We start from the raw sequence: 15,159 nt of genomic DNA, 5'->3' as shown, positions 1-15,159 counted from the left end.
CCAGGGGAGCTACCCGAACTGGAACGACTTCGCCGGGAGAACGAGCGCTTGCGGGCGGAAGTGGCTTACCTGGGAAAATTGCGGGCCTTGAGGGCGCAGGAACGACGGTGAAGGTTCAAGCCCTCATCGCTCTCAAGGCTGACTTTCCCCTCCCGGTACTGTTTCAGATCACGGGTCTTGCCAGGTCAACATTCTTCTACCACCAGGCACGTCTCCTGGCACCCGACCCCCGGGAGGCGCTCAAGGCCGAGCTCATGGACATTTTCGAGAGGAACCATGGCCGGTACGGACACCGGCGTATCCACGCAGAGCTGGTCAAGCAAGGATGGACAATCGCCAAGAAGACAGTCCTGAAACTCATGCGTGCGATGCGGCTCGTCTGCAAAGTCCGGCGGAAGAAGCGCTACAGCTCCTACAAGGGTGATCAGGGGAAAGTTGCTCCGAACGTCCTGAATCGGGAGTTTGACGCCGATGGCCCCAACCGGAAGTGGGTGACAGATGTGACCGAGTTCAGGGTCGGGGACCGGAAACTCTACCTCTCACCGGTTATGGACCTCTTCGACCGGCAGATCATCTCTCACACCATCAGCTCGTCCCCGAACCTGGAGCTCACTAACGCTTCACTACGCCAGGCCCTCAGCTGCCTTGAGCCCGGTCAGCAGCCGCTCGTGCATTCGGATCAAGGGTTTCAATACCAGCACGCTTCCTGGCGGGCTCTCCTGGAAAGCGCCGGCGCCGTCCAATCGATGTCCCGCAAAGCCAATTGCTACGACAACGCCGTAATGGAGAACTTCTTCGGGCACCTCAAAGAAGAACTGTTCCACCGCGTTCGCTTCCTTAACTCCGACGCACTCACGATGGCACTGAACGAGTACATCCGCTGGTACAACAACGAAAGAATCTCGACAAAGCTCGAGGGCCTGAGCCCGGTGCAATACCGTGCTCAGGCCCTCGCGGCTTAGGCTCTTACTTACCCAGTCCAACTTTCGGGGACCAGTTCATTTCCGGGGCGCCCCTGCGTCTTTTGTGATGCCTAGAGCTGGTACTCCATTTTGTCGCCCAGGTTCTCGTGGACGCAGAGGATGTTGTGCTCGGTGTCCATGAACCAAGCGCTCTTCTCCGAGCCCGTAGTGCAGATGTGGTTCTCGGTCTTCAGGTTGGGCAGGTCATAATCCTGGAACTGGACGCCCATGGACTCCATCTCGCGGACAGTTTGCTCGATGTCCGTGACCTCGAAGCTGAGGGCCGTGTGTTCCGAGTGCTTGCCGTCCCTGACCGGCATCAGCTGCAGCATGGCGCCGCCGTCGATGCCCAGTATTTCGCTTCCATCGTCTGTCATACCGCGGTGCGGGAGTCCAAGTTTCTCGGTGTAGAAACTGTGGGCGCGGGCTGCATCATCGACTGGCAGGATGGTTGTGGCTGATTTCATTCTTAGGGTCATGTGGCCACCTCCTACGGGCAGAATTTTACGCCCCCACCCCCAAAAACGCTCTTCCACTTTTGGCGCCCAAACCCCAAACGCTCTCTCACCTTTAGAGCCCAAACCCCAAACGCTCTCTCATCCCGGGTGAGCGGCGTTGGGAAAAACCGCAGGAAGTGCGAGAGCGTACGGGAAAAAGCCGCAGGGAGTGAGAGAGCGTCCGGGGGTGGGTTACTTTTCGACGAGGGTGAGGACGTCGTAGGTGGCCACGATCTCGTCGTTCTGGTTGGTCAGGACGGCGTCCCAGGCCACCTCGCCGTACTCGTCCGTCTCGCGCGGGGTGATCTTCTTGGCGGTGAGGGTGACCCGGATGGAGTCGCCGGCAGCCACCGGGGTGATGAAGCGCAGGTTCTCCAGCCCGTAGTTGGCCAGCACCGGGCCCGGCGCTGGTTCCACGAACAAACCGGCGGCCCAGCTGAGCAGCAGGTAGCCGTGGGCAACGATGCCCGGGAAGAACGGATTGGCTTCGGCGGCTTCCTGGTTGGTGTGGGCGTAGAAGGTGTCGCCGGTGCTGTTGGCGAAGGCGGTGATGTCCTCCAGGGTGACCTGCCGCAGGTCGGACCGGACGGCGTCGCCGATCCGCAGCGTCTCCAGCGGCTTCCGGAACGGGTGGGTCCCTTCGGTTTCCACGGTGAAGTTGCGGTCCGCCCCGGCGTGCCAGATGCCGGTGACGGCCGTAAGCATGTTCGGCGAGCCCTGGATGGCCGTGCGCTGCATATGGTGCATCACGGAGCGGATGCCGCCCAGTTCCTCGCCGCCGCCGGCGCGGCCGGGCCCGCCGTGGACCAGGTGCGGTACGGGCGATCCGTGGCCGGTGGAGGACCGTGCGTCCTCGCGGTTGAGCATCAGCACGCGGCCGTGATGGGCGGCAATTCCCGTTACCAGTTCCCGCGCCACGGCGGGATCGTTGGTGCAGACGGTGGCCACCAGGGAGCCGCTGCCCCGGGCCGCGAGCCGGACGGCGTCGGCCAGGTCCTTGTAGCCGATCACCGACGAAACGGGGCCGAAGGCCTCCAGGGAGTGCAGCGCCTCCGCTTCCGGATCGTTCCAGCTGAGCACGACGGGAGACATGAAGGCACCTTCCTCCACCACCGCAGAGGTGCCGTCGGCGGTGGTGACCGACGGCGAATCCAGTGTTCCGTACGCAAGCTCGCCGCCGGCGTCGAGCATGGACTGCACGGCGGCGCGCACGTCCTGGAGCTGCTCCACGGAGGCCAGGGCGCCCATGGTGACGCCTTCGCCGCGGGGGTCGCCGAGCACCACGCGCTCCTGGACCCGCTTGCCGATGGCGGACACGACGGCGGGCACCAGCGCCTCCGGGACGATGGTCCGGCGGATGGCGGTGCACTTCTGGCCCGCCTTGACGGTCATTTCGGTGACCACGGACTTCACGAAGGCATCGAATTCCGGGGTGCCCTCCACGGCGTCGGGCCCGAGGATGGCCGCGTTCAGGGAGTCGGTTTCGGAAGTGAACCGGACGCCGCCCTGGACCACGTTCGGGTGGGACTTCAGGGACAGGGCAGTGGAGGCCGAGCCGGTGAAGGAGACGTAATCGCGGTAATCCAGCACGTCCAGCAGGCCGCGGACTGAGCCAGAGATCAGCTGCAGCGAGCCCTTCGGCAGGATGTTGGATTCGACGATGGCCTTGACCACAGCCGCGGCAACATAGCCGGTGGGGGTGGCGGGCTTGACGATGGTGGGAACCCCGGCGAGGAACGCGGGGGCGAACTTTTCGAGCATGCCCCAAACCGGAAAGTTGAAGGCGTTGATCTGCACGGCGACACCTGGGATGCGGGTGTAGATGTGCTCGCCGGCGAAGGAGCCGTCCTTCGAAAGCACCTCCATGGGCCCGTCCACCACCACCTGCGAGTTGGGCAGCTCGCGCCGGCCCTTGGAGCCGAAGGTGAACAGGACGCCGATGCCGCCGTCGATGTCCACCATGGAATCGATCTTGGTGGCGCCGGTCTGGAAGGAGAAGTTGTAGAAGTGCTCGCGCCGGGCGTGCAGGTACTGAGCGAGCTCCTTGAGTTTGAGCGCACGCTGGTGGAAGGTGAGCTTACCCAGTTCTTCCTGGCCGGTGCCGCGGCCGTAGTCCACCACGGCCTGCAGGTCCAGCCCCTCGGTGCTCACCTTGGCCAGGATCTCCCCGGTGCTCGCGTCACGGACCGGGACTGCGGAGGAAGAGGTGCCGGCGTCGGGGGTCCACCAGGCATCCTGGATGAAGCTGGGCACTGTCTCCACGGTGTCGACCGTGGCCTGGGGAGCTGTGGCTGTGGTGGTCATCGTTGACGGGGTCCTTCCAACAAGGGGGGGCAGAAAGGCGGTCGATGATTACTGACCGTCCGTTCGGTAATATAAGAACCATACATGAATGTGCCGTCCGGCAACACCGAAGGAGACTCCCATGAGCATCCCTGTTCCGAATTCCGCCGAGACGCAGGACCACTCCCCCACAGAGCATGAGCTGTGGAAGATCACCCTCGGCGAGCTGGACGAGAAGATGGGGGTGAAGATCGTGGAGGAGTCAGTGGAGCGCGTTGTGGCCACCATGCCGGTGGATGGCAACAGGCAGTCATTCGGACTGCTCCACGGTGGGGCCTCGCTGGCCGTGGGCGAGGCGGTGGGCTCCTGGGCCGCCGTGATCCACGCCAGCACGATGGGCAAGACGGCGGTGGGCGTAGATGTTTCCGCCACGCACCACCGGTCCGCCCGGGAAGGGCTGGTCACCATCACCGCCACGCCCATCCACCTCGGCGGCACGCTCACTACGCACGAGGTGCTGATCACCAACGAGATCGGCCAGCGGCTCTGCACGCTCCGCATCACCAACCTGCTGATGCGGCGCCACAAGCACTAGCCGCCACAAGCACTAGCCAGGAAAAACTACCCCACGGTGCATCCAAAGACTGCACTTCCCCGGTATTAAGCGCGTAAGCACAAACAGCCCGGGCTGCCGGGCATCCTTGAAGGAGTTTGACATGCGCAGAATGGGTTACGCCGCCGGAGCACTTTCCCTGGCCGCCTCGTTGGCCTTCGCCGCTCCCGCCCAGGCCGGCGCTTGGCACCACGAGGATGACGGCGCGTTGCTGTCCGTCCTCCATGGTGTTCCGGGCCTGACGGTGGACGTGTGGGTGAACGGGAACCTTACGCTTGATGACTTCGCTCCCGGCACCCTGGCAGGGCCGCTGGAACTGGCTGCCGGCGACTACCAGATCGCCGTGACTGCCGCCGATGCCACGTCCGCCAAGAACCCGGTGATCGGGCCTGTGAATGTGCAGCTCGACGAGGGCGGCAACTACACAGCCGTGGCCCACCTCAGCGCCGAGGGCGCCCCCACGGCTTCGCTGTTCGAAAACAGCACCAAGGGCCTGCGCAACGACAGGAAAGGCAAACTGACGGTCAGGCACGTGGCCGCAGCTCCCGCCGTCGACGTGCTGGCTAACGGCGAGCCCGTTATCCAAGGCCTCACGAATCCCGATGAAGCTGTGCTGAAGCTGAGGGCCGGCACGGTCTCAGCTGCGGTAGCCGCGGCAGGAACCACCGCTCCGGTGATCGGCCCGGCTGATATCACCGTTGCAGGCGGGACGAACACCATCGTCTATGCCTGGGGAAGCCTGGCCGACGGCACCCTGGCCACGGCCGTGCAGGTGGTTGACGGCGACGACAGGTGGCACGGTCACCGCTGACCGCGGGCACAGGGTCCCGCCCCGATGGCTGGCCACATGGGCGGGGCCACAGGCGTCCCCGCCCATTCGAAACTAGGGGACGCGGCGCCGGTTCCGCCGGCGGACCAGGACTGTCAGGAGGATGCCGACGGCGAGCGCCGCCAACGCCGCGCCTGCCGCCGGAAGGAGTGCGCTGGTGCCGGTGTAGGCGAGCCCGCCAGTGGAGCCCGCAGTGTACCGGCCCGATGTATCGGCCAGGCCGGCGGGCGGCGTCCCGGTCGGGGAAGGTACGACGGCGGCGCCGCCATCCGGGGAATCCGACGGGGGGACAGGAGCCGGGCCAGCCGGGGCCGTGCTGGCGGGTGCCGTTCCGGTGGGCGCGGGAGCAGGCACCATTGCTGCCGGTTCGACTGGCACCGGAGGCGCGGGCGGTTCAGCCGGTGCCGGAGGTGCGGGCGGCTCTTCCGGTACACCCCCAAACTCGAAACTGCTGGTGCCGGAAACACTGAACCCGTTGACCGTCTCGGCGGTGAACCGCAGCTTTCCGCTGCCCCCGGGGATGCTTTCAGGGGCCGTGAAGCTCCAGTTTCCGGCGCTGTCCACCGGAACCTCGAAGGGATCTTCGCCGTCCAGGGTGATCCGGACTGTTGACCCGGCAGCCACGGCGGAAGCCGGTGCGGCGGGAACAGTGCCGCTGACCGACTGCCCCGCTTCGAAGGTGCCGCCGGGCGCGGGGCTGGTGACGGCAGGTCTGTTGAGGAAGACTTCCAGCTGGTAACCCGGCAGGACAGCTAGGCCCTCGCTAAGGGTCACCGCAATGGCCATGTTCTGGACGACGTTGCCGTTCTCATCCGGGGTGTCGCCGGCAGCATGCGTCCCCACTGCGTAATTGCCGCTGACGTAGGGGCCGCCGGAGTCACCGCCACTGGACTGCACGGCGTAGGACAGGAAACCGCGGAAGGCCCGCAAGTCGGTGGGGTCCGTTGCGTAGCCATGGCCGGGGACAACGAAGATCCCCACCGCATCGATGGTCCCGCAGGACCAGAAAGACGTCCGTCCCGAGCGGCACACCGGCATTCCCGGCACGGGGTCTGCGCTGCCGATGATCTTGACGTCCGGGCCCGGCTCGGCGGGGTGACCCCACGTGCTGGCTGCCGGCAGCGGGTCCACGTCGGTGCGCAGGGACTCGATGACGGAGATGTCGGTGCCCACATTCCCGGGGTCAGTCAGAGCCGTGCCGCCCGGGCCGGTGGCGGTGTTGGGGTCCAGGACCCTCGAGTTGCCCGGGCCGCCGTACTGGCTGAAGCCAAAGTCACCCAGCAGGCCGGCAGATTCGCCGAGGAAATGCAGGGTTGCGGATTTCGCCGCACCATCGGAGGCACAGTGCCCGGCGGAGAGAACAGCGGGCAGGCCTGCGGGGTCGAAGGCGGAGAAGCCCGTGGAGCAGACCCAGCCGGTGTCGGCGATGTAGCCCACTCCCCCGGGAACGTCCGCTTCGGGCGCAAGCGAGGCGCCGCCGTCGAGCTCCACGTTGGCGTACTTGGCCACGAACTCGGCGGGCGACACCTTTCCGGCGCGGGCCGGAACGGCTGCTGTGCCAGTCCTCTCGGTTGACTCGGGCGTGTTGACGCCGCCGGTGCGGATCACGAATTTCCCGCCGGACGCCAGCACAGCCTGGAGTCCTTCCGGGCCGACCTCGCGCACGTAGGCCTGGAACAGCTGTTCGGTGCTGACGGCCAGTTCCGCCCCTTCGCCAGGGGCAGCTGCGGCGCCAGGATCCGCCAGCCTGGCTTCGGGCGCCGGTGCCTCCACCACCAGTTCCGGTATTTGAACAGCGAGCCCGGCCACTTTTGCCAGCAGCTCGGCGCCGGACCCTGTCACCACGATCCGGCCGTCTTCCAGCCTGGTGCCCACGTAGCCCGGGACGTCGCGGAGCTGCACGGCCGCAGCAGCCGCCCGGGAACCAAGCTCCCCAGCCGCGGCGAACTGCTCCGGGGTGAGGCCGAGATCCCGCTGCACCGCTTCGGCGAGCGCCGCTTCCGAAAGGACGGGGCCGCCGTCGGGTACCGCGACCCCGGGAGCCTCTGGAGCCTGGTCCGCCGCCCATGCAGGAGCAGTCACGTAGGCGGAGGACGCCAGCACCCCGGCGACGGCCCCAAGGGACAGGAACCGGGGCAGGCGGGCCGCCCTCATCGGGCCACTCCCATCCCGCACAGGGACAGCACGGCGTCGAGTTCGTCGGTGCTGAGGCCGTTCCGTAGCAGGTAGCCCCGGGTGTCCAGGGTACGGACGAACTCCACCACGGCGGCCCCGCGCCGCTCGAGCAGTGGTGCCAGTTCGGCGTCGTCCAGGTAGCGTTCCCGGTCATGCGGGGGACCGTGGGTCCGGTAGCGCTCATTGATGCCGCGGGCGGCGAGGCGGTAACCCTCGGCGATGTCCTGGTCCGTGTCCCCCGCCAGGTCCTGCACCATGGCGGCCACCATGCCGCTGCGGTCGCGTCCGGCGGCGCAGTGCAGGATCACCCCGCCGCGTTCCGCCCCTGCCGCGAGCGCCCGGAAGACGCCCACCAGCTTTGCGGGGAAGATGCGGGCGTTGTCCGCATAGAAGGCGGGATCGTTGAGGTAGGGACCGCACAGTTCGGTGAAGCGGGGGTGGCCGGGTTCTTCGGTGGGTGCCGAGACGACGGCCATGCCGTGCCATGCGCCGTCCGACACCAGAGGATCGGTGTCCCGGCGGCGCGCCTCCGCGGCATTGCGAAGGTCGACGACGGTGCGGACGCCGTCGTCGAACGCCTGCTGCCATCCCGCCTCCGTCAGCCATTCGCGGCGTCCCATCCGGTAAACGCCGCCGGCCACGTGCCACGCGTTGACAGCACCGTCCCAATCCATGGACCTGCCCGTTTTCGTCACCCGGCCAGCTAATCACACCAGTCACAGGAGACGCACGTCACGATTGGGGAAGAATTAGGGAAATTGCGGGCCGCACGCTGATGACGCCCGCCCGCGCCGGGCGAAACGTACACCTACACGCTTGTGCTTGAGGCGGTGTTCAAAGGAGAACTTCGTTGGGAATTGCACCAGTACGACGGCGACAATCAGCTTTTGCGGCCGGCCTCGCCGCCCTGGCCATGGCCCTGGGCTCCGCAGCCGTGCCGGCCACGGCGGCTCCCCCCGTGCGCGACGTCGATTACGTTGCCCTCGGTGATTCGTATACTGCTGGCACCGGAGCGGGCACCTTCGCCCAAACCTTTCCTTGCGATCAGACTCCGGGCGGCTACGTGGACATCGTGGACCGCACAAACCCTGTCGAGCTTGTGGACAACGAGGCGTGCCACGGCGCTCTCCTGACGGAACCCACATGGGACGGCGTCACCAGCGTGGAGGACCAGCGCACCCATCATTCCCGTCGATAACCAGAACCTTGTCAACCTTGGCACGGCAGCGCTGAACACTACGATTGCTTCGGCTGTGGCAACCGCGAGTGCGCTGTACGGGGCAAACGCGCGATATGTCGACGTCACGGCGAGGTTTGCGGGACATGAAGCCAATACTGCCGATCCCTGGATCTTCTTTGCCGCGTTCGTCGATGAGAATGGAGTTCTGCACTTTGATCCCCGCAGCTTCCACCCGAACCCGACTGGCCACGCCCAATACGCGGAGGCTTTGTTGTCTTCAGTAAACCTGCGGCAGCTGGCACGACCGTAGTCCTTTGTTCCAGACCGCCTACCCGCGCCGGGCGAGCCTGTGCTCCAGCCCGGCGCGGACCATGGGCCATTCGTGCTCAAGGATGGAGAACACCACTGTGTCCCGGAGGATGCCGTCGCGGGTCCGGGAATGGTTCCGCAGCACGCCGTCCTGCTTGGCACCCAGCCGCGCGATCGCCTCGCGCGACTGGTGGTTGAGCCAGTGCGTGCGGAACTCGACGGCCGGGCAGCCGATGGTCTCGAACGCGTGCCGGAGCAGCAGCAGCTTGGAGTCCGGATTGGTGCCCGTGCCCTGGGCTGACGCCGCGTTCCAGGTGGAGCCGATCTCCACCCGAGGCGTGCCGGCGTCGATATTCATATACGTGGTCATCCCGATGATCCTGCCTGGACCCCCGGTGGCGGGGTCGATCAGCCGGGTGGTGAACGGCAGCATCGAGCCCTCATCCTGCAGCGCCAGGCGGCGCCCGATCTCGTCGGCCATTTCCTCCGGCGCGGGCACCGAGGTATACCAGAGCTTCCACAGCTCACCGTCGGTTGCCGCAGCAACCAGGCCGTCGTGGTGCTCCTCGACCAGCGGCTCCAGGATTACATGGCGGCCGGTCAGGGTAAGGGGTTCTAGGAAAGTCACTGCACCAGCCTAGGCCCCCTCATCGGTGCCGGTTACGCTGGGACAGCACCAGGACGGCGAGCAAAAGGGAGTTGACGTGTCAGGAACAAATCCGGACCCGGAGGACGACAGGATCACAGGCCTGGAGCCCGGCGGCGGCGTGCCGCCGGGAGAGACCCCGCCCGGCGAAGCCTCCACCGCCGGCCCGCAGGGGCACGACGAGCACGGGACCAAGAAGAGCACCCAGTTCCTGTGGATCGCGATCATCGGGATCGTGGTCCTGCTGTCCCTGCTCTACTTCATCGGCTATATCGTCGGGTTCTTCGACTAGGCAAGCGCCTAAAGCGCCGTCCTAGCGGGACCAGTCGAAGAAGCCCTTGCCGGCCTTGCGTCCCAGTTCACCGCGGGCCACCTTGTCCTTGAGGATCTGCGGCGGCGCGAACCGCTCCCCCAGGGTGGAGTGCAGGTACTCAGCAATCCCCAGCCGGACATCCAGCCCCACAATGTCGGTGGTCCGAAGCGGCCCCGTGGGGTGCTTGTAGCCCAGGACCATGGCGGCGTCGATGTCCTCCGGCGAGGCGACGCCCTCTTCCACCATGCGCATCGCCTCCAGCGCGATGGCGACCCCGAGGCGGGAGGACGCGAATCCGGGGGCGTCATTGACAACGACGGCGGTTTTGCCGAGTGCCTCCACCCACCCCTTGGCCGCTCGCGCGAGTCCGGGTGATGTGCGCTCCCCCAGCACCACTTCGATGAGGGTGGACGCCGGGACCGGGTTGAAGAAGTGCAGGCCCAGGAAGTTCTCCGGCCGCTTCAGCTCGCCGGCCAGCCCGTTGACGGACAGGGACGAGGTGTTGGAGGCGAGGTACGCGTCGTCGCCCAGCCGCTCCTCAATGCCGCGCAGGGCGGTGACCTTCAGGTCCCAGTCCTCCGGCACGGCCTCCACCACCAGCTGCCGGCCGGTGAAGGCGTCGTAGTCCACGCCCACAGCCAGCCGGGACACCATCTCGTCCAGGCTGGCGTCAGTGGCGCCGCGTTCAATGCTTTTGGCCGCGGCCGCCTCGATCCGTTCTCGGGCTGCCTCGGCGGACGGCTCGTCGCGCTCGATCACCAGCACGTCGGCGCCCTTGACCAGGAAGGCGTGCGCGATGCCGGCGCCCATGCGGCCGCCGCCTAGGACACCGACGTGTGAGGGAAGTCCGGGTGCGAGTTTGGGGTTGGTCATCGGTCCTTCTTTCCGGTTTCGCTGCCGGCTTCCAGGCCGGATTCCCTGCCGGCCTTCTTGGCGGCGTTCCTGTCCAGGAATTTCTGCATGCGCTCGAACTTCGCCTCAGATTCGAACAGGATCCCCTGGGCCAGCTGGTCGATCAGGGGGTGGGCCTCGGCCGGGGCATGGAACACGGACTTGGTGATGCGGACCGCCAGCGGGTCCTGCCGCCCGATCCCATCCGCGAGGTGGTGGGCTGCGTCCAGCAGGCCGTCCGGCTCATGAATTTCGGTGATGAGGTTGACTGCCAGCGCCTCATCGGCGCCAAGGACCCGCCCGGCCAGCAGGATCTGCTTGGCCACCGGCTCCCCCACCAGCTCTTTGAGCCGCCAGCTGGCACCGGCTGCGGCGAGGATCCCCAGCCCGCTTTCGGGATTGCCAATCCGCACGGCCGGCGTGCCGATCCGGAAATCGGCCGCGTATGCCAGTTCCGCCCCACCACCCAGGCAGTACCCGTCCAGGGCCGCGATCACCGGCATGGGCAGCTTGGCGATCCGGACGAAGATGGTGGAGTTGATTCCCTGCAGTGCGTCGTCCCGGCGGCGCTCCCGGAGCTGTGCAATGTCCGCCCCGGAGGCGAAGACGCCCTCCACGCCGGCGATAATCAGGATTTTGGGGTTCTGTTCCAACGCGGTGCAGACGGTGTGCAGTTCGTCCACCATCTGCTGGTCGATGGCGTTCCGCACCTCCGGCCTGTTGAGCAGCACCACCACCCGGTCGCTGCGTTCCTCCACCAGGAGGGCGTGAAACTTTTCCGCGGCCAGGTCCACGGCGCCGGGCATCAGACCTTCTCCAGCAGCATTGCCGTGCCCTGGCCCACGCCGATGCACATGGTGGCGAGGCCAATCCGGGCGTCCTCGCGTTCCATCCGGCCCAGCAGGGTGATCGCAATCCTGGCACCGCTGGAACCGAGCGGGTGCCCCAGGGCTATGGCGCCGCCGTCGTTGTTGACAATGTCCGGCTCGAGGCCCAGCCGGCGGATGCAGGCAAGGGACTGCGTGGCGAAGGCTTCGTTAAGTTCGACGGTTGCAAGGTCGCCCACGCTGAGGCCGCTGCGCTTCAGGACTTTCTGGGTGGCGGGAACCGGTCCGATGCCCATGATCTCCGGCTCGCAGCCGGCCGAGGCGCCGTCGATGATGCGTGCCCGGGGCGTCAGGCCCAGCCGTTCGATGGCGGCCTCCGAGGCCACGATGATCGCGGAGGCGCCGTCGTTCAAGGATGAGGAGTTGCCGGCGGTGACCACCGTGCCGCCATGCGCCACCGGCTTCAGCCCGGCGAGGACATCCATGGTGGTTCCCGGCCGCGGGCCTTCGTCGGTGTCCACCACACTTTCCGATTTGCGGGTCTTCACCGTGACGGGGACGATCTCGTCCTTGAACCGGCCGGCTTTGATGGCTGCGAGGGACCGCTCGTGCGAGCGGACGGCGAAGGCGTCGGCGTCCTCACGGGAGATGTTGTCCACCCTGGCCACCTCTTCCGCGGTTTCCGGCATGGAGTACGTCATCTTGCCGTCGCGGGACAGGGCACCGTGCTGGAAATGCGGATTGGCGAAGCGCCAACCGATGGAGGTGTCGAAGATCTGGCCCGGCTTGGCGAAGGCGGCGGCGGGCTTCTCCTGCACCCATGGTGCCCGGCTCATGGACTCCACGCCGCCGGCGATCACGATGTCCGCGGCACCGGCCTTGATCATGTGGCTGGCCTGGATGATGGCACTCAGGCCCGAGGAGCACAGCCTGTTGACCGTGATTCCGGGAATGTGGAGCGGCAGCCCGGCCAGCAGGGTTGCCATCCGGGCCACGTTCCGGTTTTCTTCGCCCGCGCCGTTGGCGTTGCCCAGGATGACCTCGTCAATGCTGTCCGGGTCCAGGCCCGCCCGGTTTACGGCTTCCCGGACTACCAAAGCGGCAAGGTCATCGGGGCGGACGGACGAGAGCGCGCCGCCGTATTTGCCTACTGGCGTTCGGACCCCGCCAACAAGGAAAGCCTGCGGACCTGCGGTTGCAGCCATGGAAACACCCTTCATGCGATAAACAGCACTGTCATCGGCATCCGGCATCGCGGAATCCTCCACTTACCGACCGTTCGTTCTGTAAATAGTACACGGCAGGGCTGCCGTTGCGTACCTCCAGCTAGAGGATGGTGATGCCGAGGTGCGCAGCCAGGAGCGGCGCCAGGAGTCCCGGCTGGTAATCGTCGACCACCATTCCGGCGACGCTGCCCAGTTCGCCGATGCCACGGAAATCGGTGCCCCGGAGGTCGAAATCCTTGAGCCTGACACCGGTTAAGTCAAGGGTGCCGATGGTGCAGCGCCGTCGTATTTCCCGCCGCGCACGAACTCCGGCGCAGGCTCGTCCGAAAGGTCCGCCGGCACCACCTGTGAAAGCCGGGGCGCCGCGACCCCCTGGCCCGGCTTCTTCCGGGCTGCGGGCCGGGCGTCCGCCACTACAGCGACTCAGCCTTCGCTGCGATCTCCGCCAGGTCCTTGGCCAAGGCTTTGCGCGTGGCCGCCAGGCCCATCTTTCCGAAAAGCGCCATCATGATGCGGCTTGCGGCAGTGGGCTTGGCAACCTCTGCCCCGAACGTGACTGTGAGGTCCGTTCCGCCGTCCCGCGGAGCAAGGTTGAACCGCGTGCTGTAATCCGCACCGCCTTGGACGGCCTTCACCGTGGTGTTGCGGGGCGGATCCACCTGGTCCACCCACATCTCCACGGTTTCCGACCGGCCGAACATCTTCCGGGTTTCCTTCCACCGGGTTCCCTCGCCGTACGGGCCGTCCGTGAGGAGCTGGACCGCCTCCACGCCGGACAGTGTCGCCGCCGAGCCCGGGATGTCCGTGATGACAGACCACACCTTCTCCGGGGCGGCCTGGATGTGCTGGGTGAGCGTGGTGGTTTGTTCCATGGTTCCGAGCCTAGCCCCGGGCACTGACAATCAACAGGCATCCGCCCGCGGATACACGGGCTTGAAATAGTAAGCATGCTTCGTGTTAGGGTGAAGTGGTCAGGTTGATCGACGAAACGAAAGGAGTCCATCATGGGCCTCGGAGACAAGATCGGTAATGCAGCAGAAGACATGGGCGGCAAGGCCAAGGAAGCTGCGGGCAACGCGACTGACAATGACCGCCTGAGGGCCGAAGGCCAGAAGGACCAGGTCAAGGCTGATGCCAAGAAGGTTGGCGAAAGCGTCAAGGACGAGTTCAAGCGCGACTAGGTCCTTGCTGGCGCAGCCGCAGCGAACGGCGTGCTGCAACAGCCAGAAACGGCGGCGGATCCCTTTCGGATCCGCCGCCGTTCTGCTTTCCCTGAGGTTGCCCGTCACCAGCCGCTGCGGGTGGGGGTGTGCCCCTGCCGGGAGTCCCCGGGCATGGTCATCTCAGCCCGCAGCCCCAACAGCCGGATGGGGCGGTCCGGCTCGATCTTCGCCACCAGGTCCAGCGCCCTGGCCAGCACTTCCGCGGGATCGGCTGTCTCCGGGATTTTCCGGGCATAAGTTTTGGTGATGAACGGGGCGTAGCGGACCTTCAGGGTCAGACCGACCACCGGCCGCCCCTCGGCCGCCACGTCCTCGAGGACGTGCCCGGCCAGTTCACGGATGGCGGCGTCAACCTGCGCGGGCCCGGTCAGGTCCTGCTGGAAGGTGGTTTCCCGGCTGTGCCCCCGTGCCACCCAGGGCGTGTCGTCGACTTCCCGGGCGCCGTCGCCGCGGCCCAGCTGTGCGTACCAGGGTCCCATCTTCGGGCCGAACTCGGGGACCAGGTCATCAGGGTTGGATGCCGCCAGCTGGGCGACCGTTTCGATCCCGAGCTTGGCCAGGCGGCGCGAGACTTTGGTTCCCACACCCCATAGGTCGATGGTGGGCCGGCCGCCCATGACGTCAAGCCAGTTGCCCTCGGTGAGACGGAAGACCCCGGCGGGCTTGCCAAAAGTCGTGGCCACCTTGGCGCGGACCAGCGTGTCACCGATGCCCACGCTGCAGTGCAGCCGGGTCTCGGCCAGGACCGCCTGCTGCAGCTGCCGGGCATAGTTGTCCGGGTCCTCCGTATGCACGCCCACAAACGCTTCATCCCACCCCAGCACCTGGACAGTGGCGTCCGGCTGTGCACGCAGCACCGCCATGACTTTCCCGGACGCTTCAAGGTAGGCGTCCTGGTCCACGGGCAGGATGACGGCGTCAGGGACTTTCCGGGCGGCAATGCGCAGAGGCATTCCGGAGCCGACGCCGTACGCCCTCGCCTCGTAGGACGCCGTGGACACCACCGCCCGCTCGGTGGGATCACCTCGGCCGCCCACGATCAACGGCTTGCCCGCCAGCTCCGGCCGGCGGAGCACCTCCACGGCGGCGATGAACTGGTCGAGGTCAACATGCAGCACCCAGGGTTCTCCCACAAGCCACAGTCTGCCCCCGCCCGGCGCCCCGCACCACCATTTCCCGCACCCC

16 protein-coding genes and 1 pseudogene are annotated in these 15,159 nt (G+C 66.6%); 6 read left to right on the top strand and 11 right to left on the bottom strand.

Annotated elements, in window-relative coordinates; genetic code table 11:
- Positions 1-962 (top strand): IS3 family transposase (locus tag AC5RT3_RS14670; protein ID WP_494053876.1); only part of this gene is annotated, 962 nt, incomplete at its 5' end.
- A 71-nt stretch (positions 963-1,033) separates the two neighbouring features.
- On the opposite strand, the gene AC5RT3_RS14665 is transcribed toward AC5RT3_RS14670, so the two are convergent.
- Both AC5RT3_RS14665 and paaZ read right to left on the bottom strand, forming a co-directional pair.
- A complete protein-coding gene (locus AC5RT3_RS14665; RefSeq protein WP_494124533.1) occupies positions 1,034-1,441 on the bottom strand; it encodes a VOC family protein in 408 nt (135 codons plus the stop codon).
- A 210-nt stretch (positions 1,442-1,651) separates the two neighbouring features.
- Positions 1,652-3,763: a phenylacetic acid degradation bifunctional protein PaaZ gene (gene paaZ, locus AC5RT3_RS14660; RefSeq protein ID WP_494051627.1), complete on the bottom strand. Its 2,112-nt coding sequence runs from the start codon at positions 3,761-3,763 to the stop codon at positions 1,652-1,654.
- Positions 3,764-3,884: 121 nt separating this feature from the next.
- Between paaZ and AC5RT3_RS14655 the strand changes: the two genes are divergently transcribed.
- Entirely contained in the window at positions 3,885-4,337 is a 453-nt protein-coding gene (locus AC5RT3_RS14655) for a PaaI family thioesterase (protein ID WP_494124532.1), read from the top strand.
- Between the two features lie 121 nt (positions 4,338-4,458).
- Entirely contained in the window at positions 4,459-5,166 is a 708-nt protein-coding gene (locus tag AC5RT3_RS14650; protein WP_494124531.1) for a DUF4397 domain-containing protein, read from the top strand.
- Positions 5,167-5,238: 72 nt separating this feature from the next.
- Here the strand turns inward: AC5RT3_RS14650 and AC5RT3_RS14645 are convergent, their stop codons facing one another.
- Together AC5RT3_RS14645 and AC5RT3_RS14640 are read right to left on the bottom strand one after the other, a co-directional pair.
- Complete coding sequence (locus AC5RT3_RS14645; RefSeq protein ID WP_494124530.1) at positions 5,239-7,338, bottom strand: S1 family peptidase; 2,100 nt, start codon at positions 7,336-7,338, stop codon at positions 5,239-5,241.
- Entirely contained in the window at positions 7,335-8,033 is a 699-nt protein-coding gene (locus AC5RT3_RS14640) for a tyrosine-protein phosphatase (RefSeq protein ID WP_494051631.1), read from the bottom strand. The genes AC5RT3_RS14645 and AC5RT3_RS14640 overlap by 4 nt, the downstream gene beginning before the upstream one ends.
- 176 nt (positions 8,034-8,209) lie before the next feature.
- Between AC5RT3_RS14640 and AC5RT3_RS14635 the strand changes: the two genes are divergently transcribed.
- The gene (locus AC5RT3_RS14635) at positions 8,210-8,557 is read left to right on the top strand and encodes a hypothetical protein (protein WP_494124529.1); all 348 of its coding nucleotides are present in this window, start codon (positions 8,210-8,212) and stop codon (positions 8,555-8,557) included.
- A 310-nt stretch (positions 8,558-8,867) separates the two neighbouring features.
- On the opposite strand, the gene AC5RT3_RS14630 is transcribed toward AC5RT3_RS14635, so the two are convergent.
- Entirely contained in the window at positions 8,868-9,476 is a 609-nt protein-coding gene (locus AC5RT3_RS14630) for a GNAT family N-acetyltransferase (RefSeq protein ID WP_494124528.1), read from the bottom strand.
- 76 nt (positions 9,477-9,552) lie between these two features.
- Between AC5RT3_RS14630 and AC5RT3_RS14625 the strand changes: the two genes are divergently transcribed.
- Positions 9,553-9,786 carry a DUF6480 family protein gene (locus AC5RT3_RS14625; RefSeq protein WP_494010027.1) on the top strand — a complete coding sequence of 78 codons (234 nt, stop codon included), beginning with the start codon at positions 9,553-9,555 and terminating at the stop codon, positions 9,784-9,786.
- A 21-nt stretch (positions 9,787-9,807) separates the two neighbouring features.
- On the opposite strand, the gene AC5RT3_RS14620 is transcribed toward AC5RT3_RS14625, so the two are convergent.
- The 5 genes and pseudogenes from AC5RT3_RS14620 to AC5RT3_RS14600 form a co-directional block, all read right to left on the bottom strand.
- Entirely contained in the window at positions 9,808-10,680 is an 873-nt protein-coding gene (locus AC5RT3_RS14620) for a 3-hydroxyacyl-CoA dehydrogenase family protein (RefSeq protein ID WP_494010026.1), read from the bottom strand.
- Positions 10,677-11,504 carry an enoyl-CoA hydratase/isomerase family protein gene (locus tag AC5RT3_RS14615; RefSeq protein ID WP_494010025.1) on the bottom strand — a complete coding sequence of 276 codons (828 nt, stop codon included), beginning with the start codon at positions 11,502-11,504 and terminating at the stop codon, positions 10,677-10,679. Before AC5RT3_RS14615 ends, AC5RT3_RS14620 begins: the two co-directional genes overlap by 4 nt.
- Entirely contained in the window at positions 11,504-12,730 is a 1,227-nt protein-coding gene (locus AC5RT3_RS14610) for a thiolase family protein (RefSeq protein WP_494124527.1), read from the bottom strand. The genes AC5RT3_RS14615 and AC5RT3_RS14610 overlap by 1 nt, the downstream gene beginning before the upstream one ends.
- 121 nt (positions 12,731-12,851) lie before the next feature.
- Positions 12,852-13,031: pseudogene (locus AC5RT3_RS14605) on the bottom strand (pentapeptide repeat-containing protein); the annotation flags it as partial.
- Between the two features lie 133 nt (positions 13,032-13,164).
- Positions 13,165-13,623: an SRPBCC family protein gene (locus AC5RT3_RS14600; protein ID WP_494124526.1), complete on the bottom strand. Its 459-nt coding sequence runs from the start codon at positions 13,621-13,623 to the stop codon at positions 13,165-13,167.
- 132 nt (positions 13,624-13,755) lie between these two features.
- Here AC5RT3_RS14600 and AC5RT3_RS14595 point away from each other — a divergent pair, with 132 nt between their 5' ends.
- A complete protein-coding gene (locus AC5RT3_RS14595; protein ID WP_009356651.1) occupies positions 13,756-13,932 on the top strand; it encodes a CsbD family protein in 177 nt (58 codons plus the stop codon).
- Positions 13,933-14,036: 104 nt separating this feature from the next.
- Here AC5RT3_RS14595 and AC5RT3_RS14590 read toward each other — a convergent pair whose 3' ends face one another.
- Entirely contained in the window at positions 14,037-15,107 is a 1,071-nt protein-coding gene (locus AC5RT3_RS14590; protein WP_494010022.1) for a DNA polymerase IV, read from the bottom strand.
- Positions 15,108-15,159 lie beyond the last annotated feature (52 nt).

The organism is Arthrobacter sp. Y3221159, from assembly GCF_059089885.1.
Note: the sequence above shows the minus strand (reverse complement) of the source record. Positions and strands in the feature narration are given on the sequence as shown.

Coding starts and splice junctions, on each gene's coding strand:
- AC5RT3_RS14665 (WP_494124533.1), bottom strand. CDS start 1,441: ATGACCCTAAGAATGAAATCAGCCACAACCATCCTGCCAGTCGATGAT.
- paaZ (WP_494051627.1), bottom strand. CDS start 3,763: ATGACCACCACAGCCACAGCTCCCCAGGCCACGGTCGACACCGTGGAG.
- AC5RT3_RS14655 (WP_494124532.1), top strand. CDS start 3,885: ATGAGCATCCCTGTTCCGAATTCCGCCGAGACGCAGGACCACTCCCCC.
- AC5RT3_RS14650 (WP_494124531.1), top strand. CDS start 4,459: ATGCGCAGAATGGGTTACGCCGCCGGAGCACTTTCCCTGGCCGCCTCG.
- AC5RT3_RS14645 (WP_494124530.1), bottom strand. CDS start 7,338: ATGAGGGCGGCCCGCCTGCCCCGGTTCCTGTCCCTTGGGGCCGTCGCC.
- AC5RT3_RS14640 (WP_494051631.1), bottom strand. CDS start 8,033: ATGGATTGGGACGGTGCTGTCAACGCGTGGCACGTGGCCGGCGGCGTT.
- AC5RT3_RS14620 (WP_494010026.1), bottom strand. CDS start 10,680: ATGACCAACCCCAAACTCGCACCCGGACTTCCCTCACACGTCGGTGTC.
- AC5RT3_RS14615 (WP_494010025.1), bottom strand. CDS start 11,504: ATGCCCGGCGCCGTGGACCTGGCCGCGGAAAAGTTTCACGCCCTCCTG.
- AC5RT3_RS14610 (WP_494124527.1), bottom strand. CDS start 12,730: ATGGCTGCAACCGCAGGTCCGCAGGCTTTCCTTGTTGGCGGGGTCCGA.
- AC5RT3_RS14600 (WP_494124526.1), bottom strand. CDS start 13,623: ATGGAACAAACCACCACGCTCACCCAGCACATCCAGGCCGCCCCGGAG.
- AC5RT3_RS14595 (WP_009356651.1), top strand. CDS start 13,756: ATGGGCCTCGGAGACAAGATCGGTAATGCAGCAGAAGACATGGGCGGC.